Origin of the sequence: Shewanella sp. LC6, assembly GCF_006385735.2 — a bacterium.
Classification (GTDB): Bacteria; Pseudomonadota; Gammaproteobacteria; order Enterobacterales; family Shewanellaceae; genus Shewanella; species Shewanella xiamenensis.
Map to the genome: position 1 here is coordinate 4,604,646 of NZ_CP043902.1, position 25,400 is coordinate 4,630,045.

Below are 25,400 nucleotides of genomic sequence, written 5' to 3' on the forward strand. Positions count from 1 at the left end.
TTACGCGTACTGTGGATTGATCTTGTCAGCGTCGATGCCGTATTCCTTGATGGCATTCGCTAACACATCAACAGGCAGCTCTTTACGATCAACCAGTGACTTCAGTGCCGCGATAACGATGAACTTAGCGTCCACTTCGAAGTGGTGACGCAGGTTGTCACGGCTGTCTGAGCGACCGAAACCGTCAGTACCTAACACTTTGTAATCGGTTGGCATAAATGCACGTAACTGCTCGCCGTAGATCTTCATGTAGTCAGTCGCTGCGATTGCAGGCGCATCACTCGAGATCACTTGGCTGATATACGCTTGTTTTGGCGTTTGCGTTGGGTGCAGCATGTTCCAACGTTCTGCCGCTTGACCATCGCGAGTCAATTCGTTGAAACTTGTCACGCTAAATACGTCGGCAGTGATACCAAAGTCTTTCGCCAGCGCTTGCGCCGCTTTACGGGTTTGCTCAAGAATGGTGCCACAGCTCAGTAACTGCACTTTGCCTTTACCAGAACCACTAACCGTTTCCAGCTTGTAGATACCTTTAACGATACCTTCCTCAGCACCTTCTGGCATTTCAGGCTGGATGTAGTTTTCGTTCATTGTGGTCAGGTAGTAGAAGATATCTTCTTGTTTTTCGCCGTACATACGACGAATACCATCTTGAACGATAACGGCAATTTCATAACCGTAAGTTGGATCGTAGGTAATACAGTTAGGAATAGTGTTAGCCAGTACGTGACTGTGACCATCCTGATGCTGTAAACCTTCACCATTCAGTGTTGTACGGCCTGAAGTACCACCGACTAAGAAACCACGTGCACGCATATCACCCGCAGCCCATGCCATGTCGCCAATACGTTGGAAACCGAACATTGAGTAGTAGATGTAGAATGGGATCATCGGTGTATCGTTGACTGAGTAGCTGGTCGCAGCAGCCACCCAAGATGACATTGCACCCAGTTCGTTAATACCTTCCTGCAGCACCTGACCGGTTTTATCTTCACGATAGTAAGCCACTTGGTCAGAGTCTTGCGGTACGTATTTTTGGCCTTCGTGAGCATAAATACCCACTTGGCGGAACAGACCTTCCATACCGAAAGTACGCGCTTCGTCAGGAATAATTGGCACAATGTTTTTGCCAATTTTCTTGTCTTTTAACAGCGCAGTCAGTACGCGAACAAACGCCATGGTCGATGAAATTTCACGGCCATTTGAGCCTGCTAAGATCGAATCGAAAATCTTCAGTGATGGCACTTCCAGCTCTTCGCTGAACTTCTCACGACGTTGTGGCACGCTACCATGCAGCGCGGCACGACGGCTCATCATGTACTTCACTTCTTCCGAATCTGGACCTGGGTGGTAGAACGGCAGATCTTCTAATTGATCGTCAGGAATCGGGATATTGAAACGATCGCGGAAGTAACGGATAGACTCGATACCCATTTTCTTCACGTTGTGGGCGATGTTCTTACCTTCACCCGCATCACCTAGGCCGTAACCTTTAACGGTTTTCGCTAGGATCACCGTTGGGCGACCTTTAGTCTTACGCGCATGGTCTAATGCCGCGTACACTTTAACTGGGTCATGACCACCACGGTTTAAGCGCCAAATGTCATCATCTGACATGTTCGCTACCATTTCGGCGGTTTCTGGGTATTTGCCGAAGAAGTGTTCGCGAGTATAAGCGCCACCTTTGGCTTTACAGTTTTGGTATTCACCGTCAACGGTTTCTTCCATTAACTGCAATAACTTACCGCTGGTATCACGGGCCAATAATGGATCCCAGTAACGACCCCAAATCACTTTCACGACTTCCCAGCCAGCGCCGCGGAATTCACCTTCCAGTTCTTGGATGATCTTACCGTTACCGCGTACTGGGCCGTCCAGACGTTGCAGGTTACAGTTGATGATGAAGACTAAATTGTCTAATTCTTCACGCGCGGCCAAACCGATAGCACCTAAGGCTTCTGGCTCGTCACACTCACCGTCACCTAAGAAGCAGTATACGGTTTGCTCAGAACAATCTTTCAGACCACGGTCAGTCAGGTATTTTAAGAAGCGAGCTTGGTAAATCGCTTGGATTGGACCTAAGCCCATAGAAACCGTTGGGAATTGCCAGTAGTCTGGCATCAACTTAGGGTGCGGATAAGAAGATAAACCTTTGCCATCCACTTCTTGACGGAAGTTAGCCAGTTGGTCTTCAGTTAAACGACCTTCTAAGAATGAACGGGCGTAGATACCTGGGGCGATATGGCCTTGGAAATACACTAAGTCGCCGCCGTCTTTCTCGTTTGGCGCGCGGAAGAAGTGGTTGAAGCATACGTCATAAATGGTTGCGCTCGACGCGAAACTCGAAATATGGCCGCCTAACTCTAAATCTTTCTTAGAACCACGTAGCACCATAGCTAAGGCGTTCCAACGGATGATGGCGCGAATGCGACGTTCCATCTCTTGGTTGCCTGGCATGTGCGGCTCTTGACCCGCAGGAATAGTGTTCAAATAGGCCGTGGTCGCAGTGTAAGGCAAGTGCGTGCCATTGCGACGGGCTTTATCGATCAGTTTCTCTAATAAGAAATGGGCGCGTTCAGGGCCTTCCTGTTCTAATACAGCTTGCAGGGCGTCAACCCATTCCTGAGTCTCTAACGGATCTAAGTCTTGTAGCATATCTTCAGACATGACACTGTCCTTCTCTATATACATGATGATGAATGGTGTTTGCGGCATATTCCGCTTTAGCGAGTGCTAAAGTCGGGAACTTAAGCGCCACTCTTTAAACGGCGCAAACTTCGCTGCAACCGGCTATCTTCTTCCCGCACAGATAACATCACCTCTTCGATGTAACTTAAGTGTTCATTCGAGGCTTCTCTGGCGGCTTCAGGATCACGACGAACGATAGCAGCGAGCAGAGCACGTCTGTGATCGTTGGCCATAGTGGAGGCTTCTTCGCGGCGGCTTAAAAGCTCCAAGTTTTGCGCCACATTCTTATGCAGCACAGGGGTTAAACTGAGTACGAGATGCAACATAGCCACATTGTGTGACGCTTCGGCGACGGCGCGGTAAAAACGTACAATCGCGGCGGCTTGTTGTTCGATATTGGTGGCGGCTTCCACCTCAAGGATCATACGCTTGATATTTTGCATATCGGCGTCTGTGCCACGCAATGCGGCAAAATAGGCCATCATGCCTTCGGTCGCATGACGGAATTCCAGCAAGTCGTATTGGCTTTCTGGATCGGCAGTCATTAATTCAACGATAGGATCGGCAAGACTCTGCCAGAGTTGTTCTTTGACATAAGTGCCACCGCCTTGACGGCGCATTAATAGCCCTTTCGCCTCAAGCTTTTGAATGGCTTCACGCAAGGAAGGGCGAGACACTTCAAACTGGATGGCCAGTTCGCGCTCCGGCGGTAATTTCTGACCCGGCTGTAAACTGCCTTCGAGGATCATCTGCTCGAGTTGCGCCATGATCACATCAGAAATTTTTGGCTGATTAATTTTACTATAGGCCATTTGGCGCTCAGCTCCGTTGTAAATTGGTCTTACCAATTTTTATGAGTGAGCGCACTTTATCAAATCATACTTTTGATGTCTAGATTGAAAATCGACCTTAAAAGGTGATCCCATCCAAAACCGCTCACGATGAGAGAGCATAGCCTAAAAAACTCATCATGGGGTCAGACCATTAAACCACAGCAAGTGCAGGTGCTAGGTGCTAGATTCTAGAACGCTGCAAAAGCGCAGCTGCTAGAAAAAGCAGAACGGGCTGCGCCCTTATAGATTCTAGATTTTAGGTTCTAGGTGCTAGAGCAACGAAGTGGCGTCCTAGATTCTAGAAGCCGCGCAGTGTCCTTTTTATTAACTCACCAACCCAAAAATGGTCAACAGCGATAGCACAGCAACCATCAGCGTAAAGTTGCGTTTACTTAAGACTAATAATGCTAAGGTCGATTGTACACAAACTGGTGCACTAGACTCCTCTGGCAGCGGCTGCGCCGCTAAAGCGGTTTCTGTCACCACTCGTCTGGCACTCGCATGGATATTTAAGGCATGCTCACGCCAAGCCGAGAGCCCTTCGCTAAACTGACCGCTGAGCGCATAGCCAAAGGAAAATATCCGACTCGGGATCCAATCCATAACAAACATAATATCTTCAATCAGCGGTAAATTAAGCGACTTACGCACATTCTCTTCGGCATAAAAGCGGGCGGTGCAATATAACACCGCGCCGACTGGGCCTAGGAAGATAAAACATAATGCCACTGCGCCGTAATAACGATAGTTAATCCAAGCAACACTCTGCCCGACCTTGGCGCCTAAGTCTTTTTCAGACACCGCATCCAAACACTCACTGCAATCTAGTTCGGCGGCATAGTGGTAACAGGCTTGCACATCGGAGCGACACGCCGCCTGCATATACTTTTTGAAGCTATCGCGCTGTTTTTGATGATTAAAGCAAATAATTGCCACTACCACCCACAGGGCAAGGGTTAATAAACCCCAAAACATGCCAGACGCAACCCACCCCAAAACATGCACGACCAAAGCCGGTAACAAGAGTGCGAGCAACATGTTAGTACTAGTAAGAGAAGCTTTATCACCAAAAAAGGTCGATTGATAGGATTGCAGCACGCGATCGCATTGCCAGGAGGCAGGAAGAAACTTTAATCGTTCCACGAGAATGGCGACCAATAATGAAAATAATGCCATCGGTAATACTCCTTGTAAAAAAGCTGGACGGACTAGAAAAAGCAGCGCGGGCTTCGCCCTTCTAGGCCCTAGGCTCTAGGCTCTAGGCTCTAGGCTCTAGGTTCTAGGCTCTAGGCTCTAGAGCGCTGCAAAAAGCGCAGCTGCTAGAAAAAGCAGAACGGGCTGCGCCCTTATAGAATCTAGATTTTAGGCTCTAGATTCTAGAGCGAGCTTGCGAGCGTCCTAGCAGTTGCGCAGCAACGTCCTAGATACTAAAAGTCGCGCAGCGCCGCTAAATATCTTTGCCAGTCAAAGCTTGGGCCTGGGTCAGTCTTCCGCATTGGCGCAATATCGCAATGTCCCACAATCCGCTCTGCAGTTAACGCAGGATATTGTGCCAATAAGGCTTGGGTCAATGCGATAAGTTGCTGATATTGGGCGGCAGTATAGGGCTTAGTATCCGTACCTTCAAGTTCAATACCAATAGAGAAATCATTACAATTTTCCCTTTCGCCATAACGGGATACACCCGCGTGCCAAGCTCTATCTTCACAACTCACATACTGCACACATTCGCCATCGCGGCGAATTAAAAAATGAGCTGACACCTGCAGCCCAGCTAAATCGGCGAAACTTTCATCGGCACTGGTATCTAAACACCCTTGAAATAATTGATCAATATAAGGCAGCCCAAAGCATCCCGCGGGCAAACTAATATTGTGGATCACCAACAGGCTGATCTCTCCAAAGGGCCGACGGTTAAAATGTGGTGATTCACAGCGCCGCGCCGCGCGATACCAACCAAACTCAAAACTCATGTTTACTCCTTAAAAGCAGAGCGGGCTGCGCCCTTATAGATTCTAGAGCGAGCTTGCGAGCGTCCTAGCAGTTGCGCAGCAACGCTCTAGGCCCTATATCATAGCCGTTGCCTCGCGACGCTCTAGCACCTAGCGGCGCAGCCATGATAATCTTAAGCCAAATGCAAGCAAGCAATTTCAAGCACGCCATCTGTGGCATGCAAGAATGCAAGGACCCAATCATGCTAGAAAACGATATTCGCCACGCCGTAAAAACCGCCCTCAATGAAGACCTTGGTGGAACCGAGATCAACGAGCACAGCAAAGCCATTGCCTACGGCGATATTACCGCCCAACTTATTCCCGCTGATAAATATGCTGAAGCAACCTTAATCACCCGTGAAGAAGGCGTTTTTTGCGGAAAAGCTTGGGCCGAACAAGTCTTTAATCAATTAGGTGGCGAAGTTGCCCTGCACTGGCATGTTGATGATGGCGATCTCGTGCTGCCAAACCAAGTGTTATGTGAATTATCAGGCCCTGCCCGCACCCTGCTGACGGGCGAGCGCACGGCAATGAACTTTATTCAGACCTTGTCAGGAGTGGCAACGCTGACAAAACACTATGTCGATAAGTTAGCGGGCACTCACACACGCCTGCTCGATACTCGCAAAACCATCCCAGGACTCCGCACGGCTCAAAAATACGCAGTGACCTGTGGCGGTGGTAAAAACCATCGAATCGGTCTGTTTGACGCCTTCTTAATTAAAGAAAACCACATAATGGCCTGTGGTGGCATACGCCAAGCGGTGGATGCAGCGCGCAGTTTACATCCTAATAAACCCGTAGAAGTCGAAGTCGAATCGCTAGAAGAACTCGCATTAGCGCTAGATTCAGGCACAGATATCATTATGTTAGATAACTTTGATATCACCATGATGGTTGAGGCTGTTGAGCTGAATAATCAATACAAGGCTAAAGGCAGCGGTGCAAAACTTGAAGTCTCAGGCAATGTCACCTTAGATACCTTGGCAGAATTTGCCAAAACTGGGGTTGACTATATCTCTGTTGGCGCCCTCACCAAGCATGTTCGCGCCTTAGACCTATCAATGCGACTGAAAGGCTAGAAAAAGCAGAGCGGGCTGCGCCCTTATAGATTCTAGGTACTAGGTTCTAGTAGCAGCCCATAAGCCGTCATCCTCGCGAACGACTGCATGGATGCAGGAGGTAGAATAACGCAGGAGCAGTTATCGACGAGGGGATCCAGCTTTATGCATTTCAGCTCTAGCTTCTAGAGCGAGCTTGCGAGCGTCCTAGCAGTTGCGCAGCAACGTCCTAGATTCTATCTTCCCAACCTTTACAGCATAACCCCACTAAATACGCACATTAAAAACAGGTATAACTCGCGTCGATGTTTTGACTCTGTGTTAAATGCGTCAACTTAACTAACATTGTCAAACATTTGTTAGAACGCAATACGTTTTAGCGTCAAGTTTTTAGACAAAATAATCATTTAATTAATACTTTATGCGTAAAAGTTGTTTCATTTTACTTAACTTACCTGAGCTTCGGATAAGAATTTAGCTCCCAAAAGGAACTAAATGCTCGTTCCCTGATCCGATCATTCGACCAAGAGTGATTAGAAAAAGGAACGAGCATGAACAAACTAGTTGAAACTTACTGTGATGTCGATGATTTCTGTCAGTTATTTATCCCACATTGGCAACGCTTATTGCTTGATAATGGTGAAATGAAGCGTAATAGACCTTGTCGCCTTTCTCCCGCAGAAGTGATGACCATTATCATTCATTTCCATCAATCACATTACCGAGATTTCAAAAATTATTATCTGCACTATGTTTGTCGCCAGCTAAAACCCTATTTTCCAGAGTTGTTGAGCTACACTCGTTTCCTTGCATTAATGCCTAGCGTCGTTGTCCCTATGTGTAGCTATCTGACTTCAAAGCTTGGAAAGCCAACGGGAATTCAGTTTGTCGACTCCACTAAAATTGAAGTCTGTCATATTATTCGAGCGAAGCGAAATAAGGTTTTTGAAGGCATTGCCGAACATGGAAAGGGAACTATGGGCTGGTCGTTTGGATTTAAACTGCATCTTATTATCAATCACTTGGGTGAAATTGTAGCGTTAAAACTGACGAAAGGTAATGTCGATGACAGGCAACCTGTCAGTGAAATGGCTGAGTCTCTTTTTGGTAAGCTTTATGGTGATAAAGGCTATATTAGCCAAGCCCTAACAGGTGAGCTTTTGGAAAAGGGCGTTGAGTTAATCACCACAGTTCGTAAGAACATGAAGAAAAAGTTTATTTCTCTATGGGATAGAGCAATCTTAAAAAAGCGATTCATCATTGAAACAGTGAATGACCAATTGAAGAACATTTCCTATATTGAACACTCAAGACACCGCAGCGAGCATGGGTTCATGCTCAATCTACTTGGTGGATTGATTGCATATTGTTTAAAAGAAGAAAAGCCATCGTTAAATCTAACAGCTCAGGAGCTTGAACTGTTAGATAGCTCTAATTTAGTGCTGGCTTAACCAGATCTGAGGTTAACTTTGTACTAACTTTTACCTAGGCGAGATGGCCGTTTCGGCCTTCCTTATCAAAATGAGCTCAAAGTGAATTGTCGCTAGCCAAAAAACCAGCAATTCATGCCAAGCAATTAAGATAAGCAGCCGAAACGAACACAATCGATAAATGACACTTTGCACTGTATTGGAGTTAAAAATGAAAGGTATCAAAATGAATAAGAATGCTCAGGGTTTTACCTTGATCGAACTGATGATTGTAGTAGCCATTATCGGTATTTTGGCAGCTGTGGCATTGCCTGCATATCGTGATTATGTTGTTACTGCTGATGGTGGTGCAACAATGAAAACTATTGGCGGCTTATCTTCTACTGCTGCTGCTTGTGTAAGTTCAGGCATCGGATGTAAGACAGTTAACGATAACATTAAAGCTGCTGGTGCGACAGGAACTATGGAACCAGAAAAACAAAGCACTTACACATTCGCTACAACTCGTTGCAAAATTACTGCAACTGTAGAACCAACTGGCGCTGTGGCTTATGCCGTTGAAGCTGTCGGTGACAATGATGTAAAACTTTGCGAACAAGGTGCAGGTGTAAAAGCTAGTACCTAATCTTATTCTTTTATAGAAAGCCCCTTAAAGGGGCTTTTTTATTTTTATCAATTAATTATCCCAGTTAACCATAATCTTGGATACATTTGCGGATTAAGCGCGGTATCACCAAGGCTCGCGATTAACAGTGCACCACAGATTATCACTGCTGCCATTAATACCACTTTCCAAGGTAATGCAATCACTCGCAGTTGATAGTGACGGCAATTAACAGCCAATAATGCCACCAATAATGCTTGGGATAATGGCATGACAATTACCCCGTCAAACATGGCATAAATCCATAGTGCGCATAGTGCAAATGCCAACACTATATCGGTAGTGTCCTTCTCTATGCCTATATATGAGCCTGTGTCGAGGCTACATTGTGAGTTTTTAGCTAAATGCTCACTCGGTTTTTCCCCTAATAAGGTAAGCCGCTTTAATATTGACCATAATATTATCAGCGACCAACTCGTAGCCAAGATAAACGCAACCACACCAAACTCATATAAAAACTGCATGAGGGCATTATGTGGGTGAGCATTAGGTAAAGGTCTTGCTTCTGCCCATGCAAAACTCATTGGCCCGTAACCTAAGCCAATACGTTCAGGGATCGCATGCAAAATATAAATCCACATATCAATACGGCCAGAGCTATTGGTTCTTAATTGCCAAATTGGGCTATCAAAAATAAACAGTGGAATAATAATGATCAGCACCAGCCATAAAAGCGTGCCGAAAGCCACCGCCTTTAAAATAGGGCGAATAAACCCTTTACGCAGATCGGTAGATAAAAAGCGATATACCACAACAGCCGCCACTACCAGCGCTAATACTGCGCCGCGAGCCTCTGATTGCAGCAGGATTAACCACAACACACTAAAGGTCACCATGGCTGCCCGTTTATATTTTTTAAGTGGTTCGATATAAAAAGACAAACACAACAACGGTAGCAGCATAACTTGCAATTGATTGAAAAACCTTACATTCATAAAGCCTGCCACTAAAGAATGCACATCTGGCCGATTAGCATCGAGTGCATGAAAAAACAGCAGCAAAAAAAACTTAACCGCAATACAAATCGAGAAAAATAATGCAAATCCAAAAAAATATTGTAGCGTCAGATTTCTGCCAATGTCAGTTATGAGTACACCTAAGATATAAAACAAACAGAGCAGCAAAAAAAAGTTGGCTAATTCAAGTAATGACCAAAATGGATGCTGGCTAAAAAGGGTTGATATAAAACCAAGTATAAATAGGCTTACCACCACCCAAAGTGTAAAAGGCGATGGGGCTATCATCGGAATACTCGATCGCCACAAAAGGCCAACCGCTGAACACACGATAAATATAATTACTAGGATTCGCTTAAGATCGTAAGCGTTATCCACCCCCAGATATCCTGTGATATAACCTGATAATACCGAGCCAAGTAAAAATAGCGCGAAGAAAGTGAGCAGGATAATCCGGCTAAAAATCGGAGTTGATTGCAATATCTGTTTCCTTAATTGAGCATTCCATCACGTATTTATCCCACAATATTGGCGTTAAAGTGCATCACCAAATCACCGATTATTTACGCGTTCTAGTCAAGTAAATCGAAGTGACTTTATTATAAGGCATTGTTATTTATCGACCATTAATCCACAGTACAGTTTATGGTAAAATATAGCCATTTTTGAAAGCTGTACATAAATTCGCATCCTTATGATGATACTCATTTTTTTGTGATTATTTGAGCTTTTTTATATATGACAAATAACCATTTTGCCGCTATGATGGAAAAACTAATGGAGATAGGAGTTTTTCATGCCATCCGCTGGCCTTCACCTGGGATTATCCACCCTTTTCATCCGTAAAGGTCTGCTTAATGAAGAGCAGATGGCGAGTGCCATCACCAAATCCCGCCAAAATAAACAAACCCTAGTCACCACCTTAGTGCAAACTAAGCTCGTGTCGGCTCGCAGTATTGCCGAGCTTTGCTATGAGGAATATGGCACCCCGCTGTTGGATTTAGCCGAATTTGATGTTAGCGCCATCCCTGAAGAGTTTCTTAATAAAAAACTGATTGAAAAGCACCGCTGCTTACCGCTATTTAAGCGCGGCAATCGCCTCTATATTGCCACCTCAGATCCTACCAATATTGCCGCCCTAGAAGAGTTTCAATTTAGTGCAGGCCTACATGCCGAAGCCATTTTGGTGGAAGAAGATAAGCTCGCTAAGGCCCTTGAAAAGGTACTCGAAGAAGATATTACTGGCCTTGATTTAAGCGGAATGGATGAAGCAGCGCTTGCTGGTATCGAAATTACCGATACCGATAAACGCAATGAAGACAATGCTGGTGAATCCAGTGACGATGCCCCTATCGTCATTTATATCAATAAGATACTAACCGATGCTATTCGTAAGGGCGCTTCAGACTTACATTTTGAGCCCTATGAAAAACGCTATCGTATCCGTTTTCGTATCGATGGTATTTTGCATGAAGTCTCCGAGCCGCCAATCAGCCTAGCCGGACGACTCTCAGCGCGCTTAAAGGTAATGTCAAAGCTGGATATTGCCGAGCGTCGCGTCCCCCAGGATGGCCGGATTAAAATGAAGCTATCCCGCACTAAGTCTATCGACTTTCGGGTAAGTACCCTGCCGACCCTGTGGGGCGAAAAAATTGTAATGCGGATATTGGATTCTTCTTCCGCACAGCTCGGTATCGAAAAACTCGGCTACGAACCCGATCAAGAAAAGCTCTACCTTGAGATGCTAGCCAAACCCCAAGGCATGATATTAGTGACCGGCCCAACAGGTTCGGGTAAAACCGTTTCGCTCTATACAGGCTTAAATATCCTCAATACCGCCGAGCGTAATATTTCCACCGCCGAAGATCCGGTGGAAATTAACCTTGAGGGGGTAAACCAAGTCCATATTAATTTAAAAGCAGGTTTAACCTTCGCCTCAGCACTACGTTCGTTTTTGCGCCAAGACCCCGATGTGGTGATGGTCGGGGAAATCCGTGACCTTGAAACCGCCGAAATTGCCATTAAAGCCGCACAAACAGGCCATTTAGTATTATCAACACTGCATACTAACTCGGCGGCAGAAACGCTCACCCGTTTAATTAATATGGGCGTACCCGGCTATAATATTGCCAGCTCAGTCAATTTAATTATTGCTCAGCGACTTGCACGGCGACTTTGCCCAGAATGCAAACAACCCGAACAAATACCCGAACATGAGCTACAACGTTTAGGCTTTAGTGATGCGCAAATCGCCCAAGGGTTTATCACCTATAAACCTGTGGGCTGCGAGCATTGCTCCGGAGGCTATAAAGGACGGGTAGGCATTTACGAAGTGATGAAGATGTCAGATGAAATTGCCCGTACTATTATGGAAGGGGGTAATTCATTACAAATTGCTGCCCAAGCCAAGGCCCAAGGCATGCGCGATCTGCGTCAATCAGGGCTACTAAAAGTGCTCCAAGGTGTAACCAGTATTGCCGAAGTGAATCGGGTAACCAGTTTTTAATAGTGGGACGGACTGCGCCCTTCTAGGCTCTAGATTCTAGAAGGAGTATGGCGACACTCTCGCAGCACAGCGTCCTTCTTAGCTTTACAACCAACAGGGATAATTTATGGCTACGGCAACCACAGTAAAAAAGCCTCGCCCAAAAAAGATTGAGCAAAAAAGCCAACCTAAAATTTATACCTTTGAATGGAAAGGTGTTAACCGCGACGGCCAAAAAACCAGTGGCGAACTGAGGGGGGCCTCTGCTGCTGAGGTTCGTAGCAAGTTAAAATCTCAAGGGGTAAATCCTAAAACCGTTCGCAAACAATCGGCCGCCTTATTTAAATTAGGAGATGCCAAAATTACCCCTATGGATATTGCTATGGTGACTCGGCAAATTGCCACCATGCTTGCCGCTGGGGTGCCATTAGTGACTACCATTGAATTACTGGGTCGCGGCCATGAAAAAGCAAAAATGCGTGAGCTGTTAGCGACAATTCTATCGGAGATCCAGTCAGGTATTCCGTTATCTGATGCTTTGCGTCCCCACCGACGTTATTTTGATGATCTTTATGTCGATTTAGTGGCGGCGGGTGAACATTCAGGCTCACTCGATGTAGTGTTTGATCGTATTGCGACCTACCGTGAAAAATCTGAAGCATTAAAATCCAAGATTAAAAAAGCCATGTTTTATCCGGCAGCAGTAGTAATAGTCGCTATTTTAGTAACGGCACTATTATTACTGTTTGTGGTGCCACAATTTGAAGATATTTTTAAGGGCTTTGGGGCCGAGTTACCTGCATTTACCCAATTGGTTTTGCATATCTCCCGCGGCCTACAATCCTCTTGGTATATTTTTTTGGGTGCCATAGTGGCTGGCGTATTTTTATTTGTGAGGGCTCATAGGAACTCGCAAATCGTGAGAGACAGAGTTGACGAAGTCATCTTAAAAATTCCAGCTATTGGTCCCATTCTACACAAAGGCGCTATGGCGCGTTTTGCCCGTACCTTAGCCACCACCTTTGCCGCTGGTGTCCCCTTAATCGACGGCTTAGAATCCGCCGCAGGGGCATCGGGCAATGCGGTATACCGTAAAGCCATCTTAAAAATCCGCCAGGAAGTAATGGCCGGGATGCAAATGAACGTGGCAATGCGGACCACAGGGCTGTTCCCCGATATGTTGATCCAAATGGTGATGATTGGTGAAGAATCAGGCTCGCTAGATAATATGCTCAATAAGGTTTCAACCATCTATGAAATGCAAGTAGACGACGCTGTCGATGGTTTATCCAGCCTAATTGAACCTATCATGATGGTGGTCATTGGCACTGTTGTTGGTGGTCTTATTGTCGCTATGTATTTACCCATCTTCCAAATGGGTAAAGTGGTTAGTGGTTAGAATGCTGCAAAAAGCGCAGCAGCCAGAAAAAGCAAAACGGGCTACGCCCTTATAGATTCTAGGTTCTAGAGCAGCGAAGCGACGCCTGAGCAGCAAAGCGTCCTAGACACCTAAAATCCGTTTTACATTGAACAATATAATTAAGTAAGAATAATGACTGAATTTTTCACTTTATTGGGTCACACTTTTGACCAAGCACCATGGCTTTTTATCTGCTTAAGTTTTGTGTTTGCCGCTACTATTGGTAGTTTTTTAAATGTGGTTATTCATCGTTTTCCGGTGATGATGAAGCGCGAATGGCAACAGGAATGTAATCAGTATCTGCAGGAATATCATGCAGATATTGTTAAGCAAGTAGGAATAGAAAAGCTCAATAAACCGATTGATCACTATCCTCCCAAATACAATCTTGTGGTACCTGGCTCTGCTTGCCCTAAATGTAAAACCTCCATCCAGCCTTGGCATAATTTACCCATTTTAGGTTGGTTAATGTTGAGGGGAAAATGCGCTGCCTGTCATGCCCCCATTTCCTCACGCTATCCGATTATTGAGCTAATAACAGGGTTACTCGTTGCAACATTGGCTTGGCATTTTGGCCCCAGCGGGCAATTTGTGTTTGCTGCAATACTCACTTTTGTGTTGATTGCGCTCACCGGAATCGATCTGGATGAAATGCTGCTTCCCGACCAGATGACCCTTCCCCTGCTATGGTTAGGACTACTCATTAACCTCAACCATACCTTTACCAACCCAACCGATGCGATTATTGGTGCCGCTGTAGGCTATTTAAGTTTATGGTCGATTTTTTGGCTATTTAAGCTGTTAACCGGTAAAGAAGGCATGGGCTATGGTGACTTTAAACTGCTTGCCGTATTTGGTGCTTGGCTTGGTTGGCAAATGTTGCCACTGGTGATTTTACTTTCATCCTTAGTGGGTGCCCTCGTAGGCATTACGCTGATCGTGACCAAACGTAATCAACTGGCAAATCCGATTCCCTTTGGTCCTTACATTGCCGCCGCAGGTTGGATCGCCCTAATATGGGGTCAACCTATAGTGGATTGGTATTTAAGTACATTATAGAACTGGCTTCGGCCTTATAGGTTCTAGGCTTTAGGTTCTAGAAGGAGCGCAGCGACGCCCTAGCAGGACGAAGTCCAGTCTCCGTTCTAGGTCCTAGGTCCTATAAGCACGTCCGTCATCGCTTTTAAGAGAGTTTTATGTCCAAATTTGTTGTCGGTTTAACGGGCGGGATTGGCAGTGGTAAAACGACCGTGGCGAATCTGTTTGCGGCAGAAGGTGTTTGCCTAGTCGATGCCGATGTCGTTGCCCGAGAAGTCGTCGCACCAGGCACCTACGGATTAAACGCCATTATTGACCATTTTGGGACAGAAATCTTAACGGCCTCGGGTGAGCTTGACCGCGCAAAACTTAGGCAACGAGTGTTTAGCGATGAACAAGCGCGTCAGTGGTTAAATCAACTGCTGCACCCCATGATCCGCCAAGAAATGCTTTTGCAAGTCAAAAATGCCACCTCAGACTATGTAATTATGGTTGTACCCTTGCTATTTGAGAACGGGTTAGATAGGTTAGTCAATCGGACTTTAGTGGTGGATATTTCGCCAGAGTTACAAATAAGCCGTACCGTAAAGCGGGACAATGTCGATGCAACTCAAGTAAATAACATCATTGAGAGCCAGTGTAGCCGCAGTGAAAAACTCGCTAGAGCCGATGACATTATTGATAATCAGGGAGAGATATCAACGCTAAAACAAGAGGTGCAAGCATTGCATCAGCGCTATTTACAATTATCTGGTAATCACAACGCCCATGACTGACTTAGTTTATGAACAGCCTTTAAATGAGAAGATCCGCAGCTACTTGCGGCTCGAATACCTCAACAAGCAGCTCTGTAATAACCTAAATCACGACCACCAGCATAGATGTTTCTACCCTCTGTTTTCCCTGTGCGAGCTCTCGGAGCGCTGCGACTACCGCAATGAGGTCCTCAAAGATATCGAGCGAAATCTACTGCAACTGAGCAAATGGCAAGAACTCGAGCACGTCGATAGCGAACAAATCCGCTTTTATATTCAAGCCTTAACCCAAGCCAGAGAACCATTACAACGCCCCGAACGCTGTGGGAGCCAGCTAAAGCAAGACAGATTCTTATCTGCACTCAGGCAACGCTTTGGTATGCCAGGTGCCTGCTGTAACTTCGACCTTCCCCAACTGCATTTTTGGCTCGCCAAACCTTGGGAAGAAAGACGCCAGGATTATCAAGCTTGGATAAGTCATTTCGATCCCCTACTCACACCCATCACGCTTTTGCTTCAACTTACCCGCAGTACCGCTGATTTCGATAATGCCACCGCTCATGCCGGTTTTTATCAAGGGGATAGCACTCAAGCCCTGTCATTAGTTCGAGTCAAAGTCGATGCTTCCCACGGTTGTTATCCCACGATCAGTGGCCATAAAAATCGTTATGCCATTCATTTTGTACAATTCGATCAACAACGCCACTCAGACCGAAGCATCGAATTCTTACTAGCGACCTGCGCGTGAAGCCTTTACACTAACGCCATTGATAACCGTTATTCGTTATTCGTTATTCGTTATTCGTTATTCGTTATTCGTTATTCAGCAGTAAATCAAGAGATCCCCATTATGCCGTTAACCGTCAACTGCCCAATTTGCAAAACCCCAGTACAATGGAGCCCTCAGTCAGAGTTCAAACCTTTTTGCAGTGAGCGCTGTAAGATGATCGATCTCGGTGATTGGGCATCGGAGAAACACGCCATTCCAGTCAAATCTGAGTTTGATGTCGACGCTTTAGACGAACTTGGTTACGACGAAGAAAGCTTCTTTAAAGAATAAGCCTCATACAACAACTCCGTATATTTACCAACGGCCAGAACCGACGAGTCTCGGATTGTTGTTCATACAGTGATAAGTAGAAATTTATGACAAAACGTATTCATGTTGCCGTGGGCATTATTCTTAATACTGACGGACAAATCCTACTCGCCAAGCGCCCAGAGCATTTACATCAAGGCGGCAAATGGGAATTTCCCGGTGGAAAAGTGGAGCAAAACGAAACCGTTACCCAAGCCTTAATTCGTGAGTTAAAAGAAGAAGTGGCGCTTAACGTCCATTCGAGCGAACCTTTTATGGCCTTAAGCTACGACTACCCAGATAAACAGGTACTACTCGATATTCACACTGTGAGTGACTTTACGGGCGAGGCGCAAGGGCTTGAAGGACAACAAATCGTCTGGGTCGAGAAGCACGAGCTCACCCATTATGACTTCCCTGATGCTAATAAACCTATCCTCGCCAAGCTATTAGCACAAAACTAATCACATCTTTTTATGGGTAACAGCCAGATTTACATTAGCGATACGTGATCTGGCTTGCAGCAAATTCATTCACAACTTTTACAAAACGTAAATTAGTGCTTGAATGCAAATTCATTATTCTTCTTCGATTTTGAGGGCATATCATGCACAATAACGTTAAAGCATTACTCGCCACGACCGCGTTATTTTTTAGTTGCCAAGTACTAGCAAATGGCGGCTGTGGCTTTGAAGAGCAACAACAGGGCTTGATTGCCACCTGCAGCGAGGAGAAACAAGAAGTGATTTTAACCGGTGTAGTTGAAGCGCAACATTTAGTAAAAGATCTCAATGAGTTTGCTGAGGGCTACAAAAGCTACCAAGTCGATACCGACGCCTTAGCACCACTCAAAAAAGTCACAGAACCAACAGAAATCGTCGTGATTATTGGTACTTGGTGCCCAGACTGTCATCGCGAAACGCCACGTTTTATCCGTATTATCGAAGAAGTGGCGAACCCCAATATTAAAGTGACTTATATTGGTGTCGATCGCAGCAAGCAAGACCCAGAAGGACTGGCGGCAAAATACGAATTCAAACGTATTCCCACCTTTATCGTGCAACAACAAGGTAAAGAAATTGGCCGCATTGTTGAACGCCCAACCGTTTCGCTCGAAAAAGATTTAGCCGAAATCTTAAAGTAACCCAATCCATTAAAAGATAAAGGCCGTCAAGTGTGCACTTGACGGCCTTTATCTTTTTTAAATGGGCTTGAGAGTTAAATAGCTTCTTCTAAAATCCGCTGCGCCAGCATCACTAACACACCCTCACGCAATGCTCCACCTGATAGCGCCAACTGCTCAATTCCTAAGAGTTCAAAGAGCGCAAGTAAAATCGCCACCCCTGCGGCAAATGTCGGCGCACGTTCGGCGCTTAAGCCGATAATTCCCTCAAGACTCACATCTTCCTCGGCGAGGATTTCCGCTTTCAGCTGTGTCAGCACAGCCAAAGTGATGATTTCAGACTGCTTACGGTGCATTAGCACTTCGACCACAGATTGCACTGCGCCAGAAGCCCCCACTACACAGTGCCATCCTAAGTCTTTTAGCCTTTGCCTATGTTCACCTAAGACTGCTAGCACTTCCTGTTTAGCATCGTCAAAATCGAGCTCTTGCAACGGCGCGTTGTTGAAGAAACGGCGGTTAAAGGTCACGCTGCCCATAGGCAAGCTAGTCTTAAACTGAACCTGATGACCATCCCCGATAATAAATTCGGTACTTGCTCCACCAATATCAATCACTAAGCGTCGACCTTGGCCACAAGTGGTCGCCACCATGCCTTGATAAATAAGCTCAGCCTCACGCATGCCTGAGATAATCTCAATCGGATGACCCAATAGCGGAATCGCCTTCTGATTAAACTCATCGGCATTATGGATACAGCGCAATGTTGCAGTGGCAATCACAGCGACATGATTAGGATGGATTTTATGCAGCGCTAACATCTGGGCAAACATCGCTAGGCAATCTAGGCCACGCTGCATCACTTCTGCGGTTAGATGACCATCTTCGCCAATGCCTTCGGCTAACCTTACTTTACGTTTGTATTTAGCAATAATCTGTGGCTGACCGCCTTTTGTCTTAGCGATCAGCATATTAAAGCTATTAGAGCCTAAAGTAATGGCGGCATAAGCGGGTGTTGGCATTTAAGGCTGTCTACGCGTCCTGTCATGGCGAGGTGGACGTCCACCACTACGATGGGCACCTTGTGGTCGCCCTGCTCCTGAGCGCTCACGTAAATTACGAGCTCCCGCTGGATGTTTACGATGAATCTTAGCAGGCTGTGGAATATCATCCAGTAACGCATCGCGGTCATAATTACTCACTGGGATTGAGTGATTAATATAAGTCTCAATCGCTGGTAAGTTTAGTGCGTATTCCTCACAGGCAAAACTAACTGATACCCCTTTGTTCCCTGCTCGCCCAGTACGACCAATACGGTGAACGTAATCTTCACAATCATCAGGTAAATCATAATTGTAAACATGGGAAACATCGGAAATATGCAGTCCGCGCGCGGCAACGTCAGTCGCGACCAGAATATCTAATTGGCCTTGGGTAAATTGCTCGAGAATGCGAATACGCTTCTTCTGCGGCACATCACCCGTCAGCAAACCGACGCGATGACCATCCCCTTCAAGCCAAGACCATAGGTTTTCACAGCTGTGCTTAGTGTTTGAAAAAACAATGGCTTTCTCAGGCCAATCTTCTTCAATCAGCGTTAGCAATAAACGCATCTTATCTTCTTGGGAAGGATAGAAAATTTCTTCTTTGATATTCTTTGAGGTTTTTTCTTCGGGGGCAATTTCGACTTTCACCGGATCATTCATATGATCATAAGCCAACTCTTGCACCTTCATTGAAAGCGTCGCTGAAAACAACATGTTCAGGCGCTGATCGGCATTAGGCATGCGTCGGAATAAGAAACGAATATCCTTGATAAAACCGAGGTCGAACATACGATCGGCTTCATCTAACACCACGGCTTGAATCGCATTTAAGCTAATAATGCCCTGACGCACATAATCAATAATCCGTCCGGTTGTGCCGATTAAGATGTCAACACCTTGGTCGAGCACTTTACGTTGGACGTCGTAACTCTCACCACCGTAAACAATCCCCACCTTTAAGCGAGTATGTTTCGCGAGTAAAATCGCGTCCTTAGCAATTTGAATGGCTAATTCACGGGTGGGCGCCATGATAATGGCACGCGGTTGATTTAATTGACGCCCTTCAGGAACAGGGGTCGACAATAAATGGTTAAATGTGGCAACCAAAAACGCCATTGTCTTGCCAGTGCCCGTCTGAGCTTGGCCAGCGATATCTTTTGATTGAAGTAATACGGGTAATGATAACGCCTGAATCGGCGTACAAAATTCAAAGCCGTTCTCGGCAAGGGCCTGTTTAACCTCAGGATGCAGAGGTAAGTCGGCAAATTTTTGATTTGATAAATGTGTTTGGCTCATAGCGCAAGCATACCATTTGGGGTTGCAATAAGATACTCGATCGTTTGAAATAGCCACATTGTAAAAGGTAACTTGAAAAGCTATTTTTCAGCCCCAATATACATGGTAAGCCATTAACAAACCAGCAATGGCAACCAAACTGGAGAACATCATGAGCGATAAAATTATATACCTGAGCGACGACAGCTTCGAAAACGACGTATTAAAGGCCGATTTACCAGTATTGGTAGACTTTTGGGCTGAATGGTGTGGTCCATGTAAAATGATCGCGCCAATCCTTGACGACGTTGCCGAAGAGTATGCCGGTCGCGTAACTATCGCTAAATTAAACGTTGACCAGAACAACGTTTCTCCAGCGAAATACGGCGTTCGCGGCATTCCAACATTGCTGTTATTCAAAAACGGTGAATTGGCAGCGACCAAAGTTGGCGCGCTCTCTAAAACTCAGTTAAAAGAGTTTATCGACGCACAAATCTAATTTGTTGTCGTTATGAGTGACCTCCGGCACAAGCTGAAATTAAATTGTGCCGGAATGCCCCTAAATTTCTGGACGCCCCGCTTTGTTAGTGCTACTTTAATAACCAGATTCTTTCTAACTAAACCACTTCTCGCTCGTCAATCACTATCCTGAATCACAAACTTTACTGATTGATCGCGGTAAGCTTTGTCGCGTAACACAAGATCCCCAACATGAACTTAACTGAATTAAAAGACACGCCGATATCCGACCTAGTTTCGCTAGCCGAAAACATGAAACTCGAAAATATGGCCCGTGCTCGCAAGCAGGACATTATTTTCTCCATCCTTAAAGCCCACGCCAAAAGTGGCGAAGACATTTTCGGTGGCGGCGTATTAGAGATACTCCAAGACGGATTCGGTTTCTTACGAAGTGCAGATGGATCTTACTTAGCTGGCCCTGATGATATTTACGTGTCACCAAGCCAAATTCGCCGTTTCAACATGCGAACGGGTGACACCATTTTTGGTAAGATTCGTCCACCAAAAGAAGGTGAACGTTATTTTGCCCTGTTAAAAGTTAACGAAGTTAACTTTGATAAACCTGAAAACTCTCGCAATAAAATCCTCTTTGAAAACTTAACCCCACTCCACGCAGAAGAACGTATGCGTATGGAGCGTGGTAATGGCTCAACTGAAGACATCACTGCCCGTATTCTGGATTTATGCTCACCTATCGGTAAAGGTCAACGTGGTCTGATCGTTGCGCCACCAAAAGCGGGTAAAACGCTATTACTGCAAAACATTGCGCAATCCATTACCTACAACAACCCTGAAGTGGTATTGATGGTTCTGCTGATCGATGAACGCCCAGAAGAAGTAACCGAGATGCAACGCCTCGTTAAAGGTGAAGTTATTGCATCTACCTTCGACGAACCAGCAAGCCGTCACGTACAAGTGGCTGAAATGGTTATTGAAAAGGCTAAACGTTTAGTCGAACACAAAAAAGACGTGGTGATTCTGCTCGACTCTATCACCCGTTTGGCGCGTGCTTACAACACTGTAATCCCTTCATCAGGCAAAGTGTTAACCGGTGGTGTGGACGCCAACGCCCTGCATCGTCCAAAACGCTTCTTCGGTGCAGCACGTAACATCGAACACGGCGGCAGCTTAACCATTATCGCTACTGCGTTAGTCGATACTGGTTCTAAGATGGACGAAGTGATTTACGAAGAGTTTAAAGGTACTGGTAACCAAGAACTGCATCTGTCACGCAAAGCCGCTGAAAAACGCGTCTTCCCTGCGATTGACTTTAACCGCAGTGGTACTCGTCGTGAAGAGAAGCTGACAAATCCAGACGAACTGCAAAAAATGTGGATCCTGCGTAAGATCCTCAATCCAATGGATGAAGTCAGTGCAATGGAATTCCTCATTGATAAGCTGGCGATGACTAAGACTAACGAAGAATTCTTCACCGCGATGAAACGCGCAAAGTCTTAAGCCATATAAGATTGTATGAATAATAAGGCCGCTCACTGAGCGGCCTTTTTTTACGTTTTACATATGGTTATGGATTGCAAAGCCGCGGGTGCGGCTCACTCGATTCAAGTGACTTAATCAAGCACAGGCAAATAACTGAGTACTAACTGATCTCGGCTTAGTTGCCCATCAATGATCTCACCTACTGTACCGTTGTTTAACTTGATGGCAAGCGTGGCCTCGCCGACCTGCGCCTTAAAGGTTTCCATTTCTTTAATTCGGTTGATCAGCGCCAATGCTAAAGTGTTTTCTGCGGTCGCAGCATACACACGGCCATTTACTGTCACTTCCGCTTGTGTGGCTAATGCAGGGCCGGCTAGATGAATACCGACGTATTCACGCCATACTCTGGCTTTTTGCTCGCCTTGATAATCACTGTCAACCGATGCAAGCACCACTTGGCGTAATATCATCTGCAATAAATTGCTCTTACCTTTTGGCTGGCCGTTAACAGTATCAAATTGGAAGTAACGTGAAACTGAACGATCGTAATTAGGTAATGGCTCAATACTTTGTTGGGCAAAATCAGTGTAATAAGGCAGATAGCTATCGAGCTTACCACTCACGCCACAGCTTTCGGTAAAGAGCGGCGTGCTACCACGAGTCAGCCCAGGGCCTTCACCCATGGTCATCTTACACAACATGTCTTGGAACACTGGACCCACATTCGGTAAATCAACCAAGGCTTTATAACCACGACTCGATGTGCTGCGGGGCGTTGTACGTGATACTAAGGCTCGCACGGCTAACAATTTATCAGGCCATACACCTAACACGTCGCGCTCATTCACATACGGATGGTTAGGTGAGGATGCAGGCGTTTTAATACCGTTGAGTAAGCGGCCCGAAAAGCTAACATCAGCCGTTAATAAATCCTGAAATTGAGGATTTATTTGCGATTTAATGATCAACTCTTTCAAGGCTTCTGGGGAATCAGAGAACTGACTGATCACTTCACCCGGCTCAAATTGCGCCTTCATATCGCCGCTTTTAAAACGATATTGCTCAAGTACCTTAGCAAAATTGTACTGCTGTCTTAACGCTACGCTGCCATCAGCTTGTTTGTATGTGACGTCCAATGTGGCGTCGTTTTCTCCCACTAGCTTAAGAAAGAAATCGGCCGACTGATTCATTGCCCGCTGATTCGCACAATACCAAGCCTCGCTACCTGCCGCAGCCAGTCGGTCGCACTCACCTGCAAAAAAGTTTTCTGATAGACCAAATAATTGCTCTAAAAAGCTCACATCTTCAATGAATTGACGTATCTCATCAAACTGAACTTTACGATTAATGGTGTAACTTAGACTATGATCCTCAAACAAAGATTGACGATTATGGCGTAGGTTCATGGTCTCGTAGCTATCAAAATACTTATCGATATAGAACTGGTTAATATCATCTAAGTTTTTACCCGCATCACCACGATTACAGTTGCTGTTAAGGGACACATGTTCATCTGTGCAATAAGAATACTGACGTAGGCTATTGTTTTGCTCAATATTATAAAGTGCGCCAAATCGGGTATCCCCGTTAACAATGCCTTTGGCAAGTTCGTCGCGACGCTTAGCATCTTCCGCTTTGAGCGATACAAATTCGTTAGCCTTTGTTTCCACTTCGCGGGCATAGCCAAAACGTAACGCCGCTAAGTCATAGGGTTCAAACGTGGTTGCAAACCGATTCACGTTGTAGTCCATTTGGCTCGAAAACTCGGCATTAACAGTAATATCTGGGTAACCTGCATCGCTAAAGGCGGCTTTTAACTCCGTCAGTTGTGCTTGGTTAAAGGTATTGTCGTGGTCGCGACTCCCAGCAAAGTTATGTCTTAAGCCAAAGGTATGCCCTAATTCATGGGTCAAGGTGCCGGCAAATGCTTGTGCAGCAAGGGCTGTAGTTAATGAGTCTTGTAAACTTATCGGCAAATCTTCAAATGCAGCTAATTTACCGCCCACTTTGCCATCAACCCACATTTCGGCTTTTTTCCAATCAATTTCATGACCTTTGATACCGCGAGGTAATTCACGATTACTACCACCTGTAGCAAACACGGTATCCACATGCATCATTGAATTTTCAGACCAAAACGCTTGTGTTTTTTCATCAAAATCCGCCAAAGCATCGAGACTATTATCCTTAGGCGTTAATAACATTGATTTGGGTGCTGCAATAAGCTGCTGAGTCGGTTGTTCAAATGCCGCCGCCTCAACTGGCACAGTATCAACGCTGACATCTGGCTTGTTCAAATTCGACACATAAGGCTCGCCCGTTAACGATGTGACTGAATTCGCGTCCAATTTGCCTCTGTTATAATCTAAACGCACTTGGCGATAGTAACGTACTGCGCCTTGTTTTAGATTCGAGCTGTATTGATTGACTCGCGCACTCACAATTTCGCCTGTAAGCGGGTTTGCCGCGGATGGGCCATAACCCGCCAAACCATTATCCAGCGGTTCATCAAATAAAGTGATGTTGCTATAGCGCAGGTCGCCATGGCGTTTATCGTGGGCTTGCTCAAGTTTTATCTGTGGGAAACCCGTTTTATACAACTTGTTTTGAATGTTAATTGCCGTCACGGACTCGATAGCAGCATCCAAAAAGGGTTTATTTTTCGCATCGTAGAAATTATTACTCAAGTAATAAGTCAGTTCCGATTTGGCCGGATTGAAGCGATTCATGTAGGTACGCACATACCCGTCAACGCCCTCTGAATCAGTCGCATCACGGTAAGTATGGGAAGAGGTAAAGAAACCAAATGCGCCCTTTTCATTTTCGGCATAGGGAATCGCTTGATAGTCTTTACTGGCTAACTGATCCACCGCCACAATCGAAATAAACTCAGTGGTCGTAAAGGATAGATTGTCGAGGTTGCCACCGTAAAATTGGTTAAAGCAACTTGGTGAAGCCTGATAGGTATGCTCAATTTCAAAGTTAACCACGCCCTTAGCTAAATCCATCTCATAGCCTTTTTGGCCTTGAGTATTCACTAGTCGTGGGGCCTCTGTTTCAGTCACACATTCACCAAAGGTGAAAATGTCATTAATGCCCAGCTCGGCAATTTTAGCTTTGGCAAAATCGGGGACAAAGTAGCGCTTATCCTGCCATGTTAAATTAGCATCGGTGTTAACTTGCTCTACGTTAATACACTCACGCCATTTATCTTCGGTACATTTAAAGTCGATATATTCACCAGGAATGGTTAACACTGGCGCTTGGTTATATTCATTAGGATAACGGCTGTCATGGCCTAATCCGATATTATCTCGGTCAATTTGACGTACTTGGATACCATTCTCTGTTTTATGCAAGGTTACCAACTTAGGATCACCTTGGGTAAAACCTCGCACCTCGGCGGCATAACGCGGAGCCTTACCCACGCTGCGAATGTAGAGATATTGCCGCTCAGTGGCTTTATCGATGTCGGCAGTGGTGACTTGCTTTTCATCTTTGGGGAGTTCTTTATAAGGCTCATCACCGGCACCACACCCCACAAGGGTCAGTGCGCTGGTTATCGCCAGACATACCATGGACTTCTTCATAGATT

21 protein-coding genes are annotated in these 25,400 nt (G+C 45.6%); 13 read left to right on the forward strand and 8 right to left on the reverse strand.

All coding sequences use genetic code 11. The annotated features are described in order from the left end of the window. The 4 genes from aceE to ampD all read right to left on the reverse strand — a co-directional run bounded on the left by aceE (position 1) and on the right by ampD (position 5,494). A complete protein-coding gene (gene aceE / locus FJD32_RS20585; RefSeq protein ID WP_037413614.1) occupies positions 1-2,667 on the reverse strand; it encodes a pyruvate dehydrogenase (acetyl-transferring), homodimeric type in 2,667 nt (888 codons plus the stop codon). Between the two features lie 80 nt (positions 2,668-2,747). Then, positions 2,748-3,500 (reverse strand): pyruvate dehydrogenase complex transcriptional repressor PdhR, encoded by a 753-nt coding sequence (pdhR, locus tag FJD32_RS20590; RefSeq protein ID WP_011070781.1) that lies wholly within the window; start codon positions 3,498-3,500, stop codon positions 2,748-2,750. Between the two features lie 345 nt (positions 3,501-3,845). Next, positions 3,846-4,697 (reverse strand): beta-lactamase regulator AmpE, encoded by an 852-nt coding sequence (gene ampE / locus FJD32_RS20595; protein WP_140907502.1) that lies wholly within the window; start codon positions 4,695-4,697, stop codon positions 3,846-3,848. Between the two features lie 251 nt (positions 4,698-4,948). Then, the gene (gene ampD, locus FJD32_RS20600; protein ID WP_140907503.1) at positions 4,949-5,494 is read right to left on the reverse strand and encodes a 1,6-anhydro-N-acetylmuramyl-L-alanine amidase AmpD; all 546 of its coding nucleotides are present in this window, start codon (positions 5,492-5,494) and stop codon (positions 4,949-4,951) included. A 221-nt stretch (positions 5,495-5,715) separates the two neighbouring features. Here ampD and nadC point away from each other — a divergent pair, with 221 nt between their 5' ends. The 3 genes from nadC (at position 5,716) to FJD32_RS25315 (ending at position 8,631) form a co-directional block, all read left to right on the forward strand. Then, entirely contained in the window at positions 5,716-6,597 is an 882-nt protein-coding gene (gene nadC, locus FJD32_RS20605) for a carboxylating nicotinate-nucleotide diphosphorylase (protein WP_140907504.1), read from the forward strand. Between the two features lie 530 nt (positions 6,598-7,127). Further along, entirely contained in the window at positions 7,128-8,027 is a 900-nt protein-coding gene (locus FJD32_RS20610) for an IS982 family transposase (protein WP_088585327.1), read from the forward strand. Positions 8,028-8,217: 190 nt separating this feature from the next. Further along, positions 8,218-8,631 (forward strand): prepilin-type N-terminal cleavage/methylation domain-containing protein, encoded by a 414-nt coding sequence (locus tag FJD32_RS25315; protein ID WP_088586230.1) that lies wholly within the window; start codon positions 8,218-8,220, stop codon positions 8,629-8,631. A 47-nt stretch (positions 8,632-8,678) separates the two neighbouring features. Here the strand turns inward: FJD32_RS25315 and FJD32_RS20620 are convergent, their stop codons facing one another. Next, complete coding sequence (locus FJD32_RS20620; RefSeq protein WP_181159898.1) at positions 8,679-9,605, reverse strand: O-antigen ligase family protein; 927 nt, start codon at positions 9,603-9,605, stop codon at positions 8,679-8,681. 817 nt (positions 9,606-10,422) lie between these two features. Here FJD32_RS20620 and pilB point away from each other — a divergent pair. The 8 genes from pilB to FJD32_RS20660 all read left to right on the forward strand — a co-directional run bounded on the left by pilB (position 10,423) and on the right by FJD32_RS20660 (position 17,546). Then, the gene (gene pilB / locus FJD32_RS20625) at positions 10,423-12,132 is read left to right on the forward strand and encodes a type IV-A pilus assembly ATPase PilB (protein ID WP_140907784.1); all 1,710 of its coding nucleotides are present in this window, start codon (positions 10,423-10,425) and stop codon (positions 12,130-12,132) included. A gap of 106 nt (positions 12,133-12,238) precedes the next feature. After that, on the forward strand, positions 12,239-13,510 hold the full coding sequence (locus FJD32_RS20630; protein WP_140907785.1) for a type II secretion system F family protein: 1,272 nt from the start codon (positions 12,239-12,241) through the stop codon (positions 13,508-13,510). 153 nt (positions 13,511-13,663) lie between these two features. Next, positions 13,664-14,590 carry an A24 family peptidase gene (locus tag FJD32_RS20635; protein WP_140907786.1) on the forward strand — a complete coding sequence of 309 codons (927 nt, stop codon included), beginning with the start codon at positions 13,664-13,666 and terminating at the stop codon, positions 14,588-14,590. A gap of 137 nt (positions 14,591-14,727) precedes the next feature. Beyond that, positions 14,728-15,345: a dephospho-CoA kinase gene (coaE, locus tag FJD32_RS20640; RefSeq protein WP_047534370.1), complete on the forward strand. Its 618-nt coding sequence runs from the start codon at positions 14,728-14,730 to the stop codon at positions 15,343-15,345. Beyond that, a complete protein-coding gene (gene zapD / locus FJD32_RS20645; protein WP_037413632.1) occupies positions 15,338-16,072 on the forward strand; it encodes a cell division protein ZapD in 735 nt (244 codons plus the stop codon). The genes coaE and zapD overlap by 8 nt, the downstream gene beginning before the upstream one ends. Before the next feature lie 102 nt (positions 16,073-16,174). Beyond that, on the forward strand, positions 16,175-16,384 hold the full coding sequence (yacG, locus tag FJD32_RS20650) for a DNA gyrase inhibitor YacG (protein ID WP_037413634.1): 210 nt from the start codon (positions 16,175-16,177) through the stop codon (positions 16,382-16,384). Positions 16,385-16,470: 86 nt separating this feature from the next. Next, a complete protein-coding gene (gene mutT, locus FJD32_RS20655) occupies positions 16,471-16,866 on the forward strand; it encodes an 8-oxo-dGTP diphosphatase MutT (RefSeq protein WP_140907787.1) in 396 nt (131 codons plus the stop codon). Positions 16,867-17,009: 143 nt separating this feature from the next. Next, positions 17,010-17,546 (forward strand): thioredoxin family protein, encoded by a 537-nt coding sequence (locus tag FJD32_RS20660; protein ID WP_037426365.1) that lies wholly within the window; start codon positions 17,010-17,012, stop codon positions 17,544-17,546. A 74-nt stretch (positions 17,547-17,620) separates the two neighbouring features. Here FJD32_RS20660 and FJD32_RS20665 read toward each other — a convergent pair whose 3' ends face one another. Beyond that, complete coding sequence (locus tag FJD32_RS20665; protein ID WP_140907788.1) at positions 17,621-18,547, reverse strand: exopolyphosphatase; 927 nt, start codon at positions 18,545-18,547, stop codon at positions 17,621-17,623. After that, positions 18,548-19,867, reverse strand: a complete 1,320-nt coding sequence (gene rhlB, locus FJD32_RS20670) for an ATP-dependent RNA helicase RhlB (protein ID WP_140907789.1) — start codon at positions 19,865-19,867, stop codon at positions 18,548-18,550. Positions 19,868-20,018: 151 nt separating this feature from the next. Between rhlB and trxA the strand changes: the two genes are divergently transcribed. After that, the gene (gene trxA / locus FJD32_RS20675; protein WP_011070766.1) at positions 20,019-20,345 is read left to right on the forward strand and encodes a thioredoxin TrxA; all 327 of its coding nucleotides are present in this window, start codon (positions 20,019-20,021) and stop codon (positions 20,343-20,345) included. A 212-nt stretch (positions 20,346-20,557) separates the two neighbouring features. Continuing rightward, the gene (gene rho / locus FJD32_RS20680; RefSeq protein WP_037413641.1) at positions 20,558-21,823 is read left to right on the forward strand and encodes a transcription termination factor Rho; all 1,266 of its coding nucleotides are present in this window, start codon (positions 20,558-20,560) and stop codon (positions 21,821-21,823) included. A 113-nt stretch (positions 21,824-21,936) separates the two neighbouring features. On the opposite strand, the gene FJD32_RS20685 is transcribed toward rho, so the two are convergent. After that, entirely contained in the window at positions 21,937-25,395 is a 3,459-nt protein-coding gene (locus FJD32_RS20685) for a zinc-dependent metalloprotease (RefSeq protein WP_088586236.1), read from the reverse strand. Between the last annotated feature and the right edge of the window lie 5 nt (positions 25,396-25,400).

Excerpts from the sequence above, each read along its gene's own strand:
- FJD32_RS20610 (WP_088585327.1), top strand. The coding sequence starts at position 7,128 with ATGAACAAACTAGTTGAAACTTACTGTGATGTCGATGATTTCTGTCAG.
- pilB (WP_140907784.1), top strand. The coding sequence starts at position 10,423 with ATGCCATCCGCTGGCCTTCACCTGGGATTATCCACCCTTTTCATCCGT.
- FJD32_RS20660 (WP_037426365.1), top strand. The coding sequence starts at position 17,010 with ATGCACAATAACGTTAAAGCATTACTCGCCACGACCGCGTTATTTTTT.
- ampE (WP_140907502.1), bottom strand. The coding sequence starts at position 4,697 with ATGGCATTATTTTCATTATTGGTCGCCATTCTCGTGGAACGATTAAAG.
- ampD (WP_140907503.1), bottom strand. The coding sequence starts at position 5,494 with ATGAGTTTTGAGTTTGGTTGGTATCGCGCGGCGCGGCGCTGTGAATCA.
- FJD32_RS25315 (WP_088586230.1), top strand. The coding sequence starts at position 8,218 with ATGAAAGGTATCAAAATGAATAAGAATGCTCAGGGTTTTACCTTGATC.
- rho (WP_037413641.1), top strand. The coding sequence starts at position 20,558 with ATGAACTTAACTGAATTAAAAGACACGCCGATATCCGACCTAGTTTCG.
- FJD32_RS20635 (WP_140907786.1), top strand. The coding sequence starts at position 13,664 with ATGACTGAATTTTTCACTTTATTGGGTCACACTTTTGACCAAGCACCA.
- rhlB (WP_140907789.1), bottom strand. The coding sequence starts at position 19,867 with ATGAGCCAAACACATTTATCAAATCAAAAATTTGCCGACTTACCTCTG.
- yacG (WP_037413634.1), top strand. The coding sequence starts at position 16,175 with ATGCCGTTAACCGTCAACTGCCCAATTTGCAAAACCCCAGTACAATGG.
- FJD32_RS20685 (WP_088586236.1), bottom strand. The coding sequence starts at position 25,395 with ATGAAGAAGTCCATGGTATGTCTGGCGATAACCAGCGCACTGACCCTT.
- mutT (WP_140907787.1), top strand. The coding sequence starts at position 16,471 with ATGACAAAACGTATTCATGTTGCCGTGGGCATTATTCTTAATACTGAC.
- FJD32_RS20665 (WP_140907788.1), bottom strand. The coding sequence starts at position 18,547 with ATGCCAACACCCGCTTATGCCGCCATTACTTTAGGCTCTAATAGCTTT.
- aceE (WP_037413614.1), bottom strand. The coding sequence starts at position 2,667 with ATGTCTGAAGATATGCTACAAGACTTAGATCCGTTAGAGACTCAGGAA.
- FJD32_RS20630 (WP_140907785.1), top strand. The coding sequence starts at position 12,239 with ATGGCTACGGCAACCACAGTAAAAAAGCCTCGCCCAAAAAAGATTGAG.
- coaE (WP_047534370.1), top strand. The coding sequence starts at position 14,728 with ATGTCCAAATTTGTTGTCGGTTTAACGGGCGGGATTGGCAGTGGTAAA.
- nadC (WP_140907504.1), top strand. The coding sequence starts at position 5,716 with ATGCTAGAAAACGATATTCGCCACGCCGTAAAAACCGCCCTCAATGAA.
- zapD (WP_037413632.1), top strand. The coding sequence starts at position 15,338 with ATGACTGACTTAGTTTATGAACAGCCTTTAAATGAGAAGATCCGCAGC.
- FJD32_RS20620 (WP_181159898.1), bottom strand. The coding sequence starts at position 9,605 with ATGAATGTAAGGTTTTTCAATCAATTGCAAGTTATGCTGCTACCGTTG.
- pdhR (WP_011070781.1), bottom strand. The coding sequence starts at position 3,500 with ATGGCCTATAGTAAAATTAATCAGCCAAAAATTTCTGATGTGATCATG.
- trxA (WP_011070766.1), top strand. The coding sequence starts at position 20,019 with ATGAGCGATAAAATTATATACCTGAGCGACGACAGCTTCGAAAACGAC.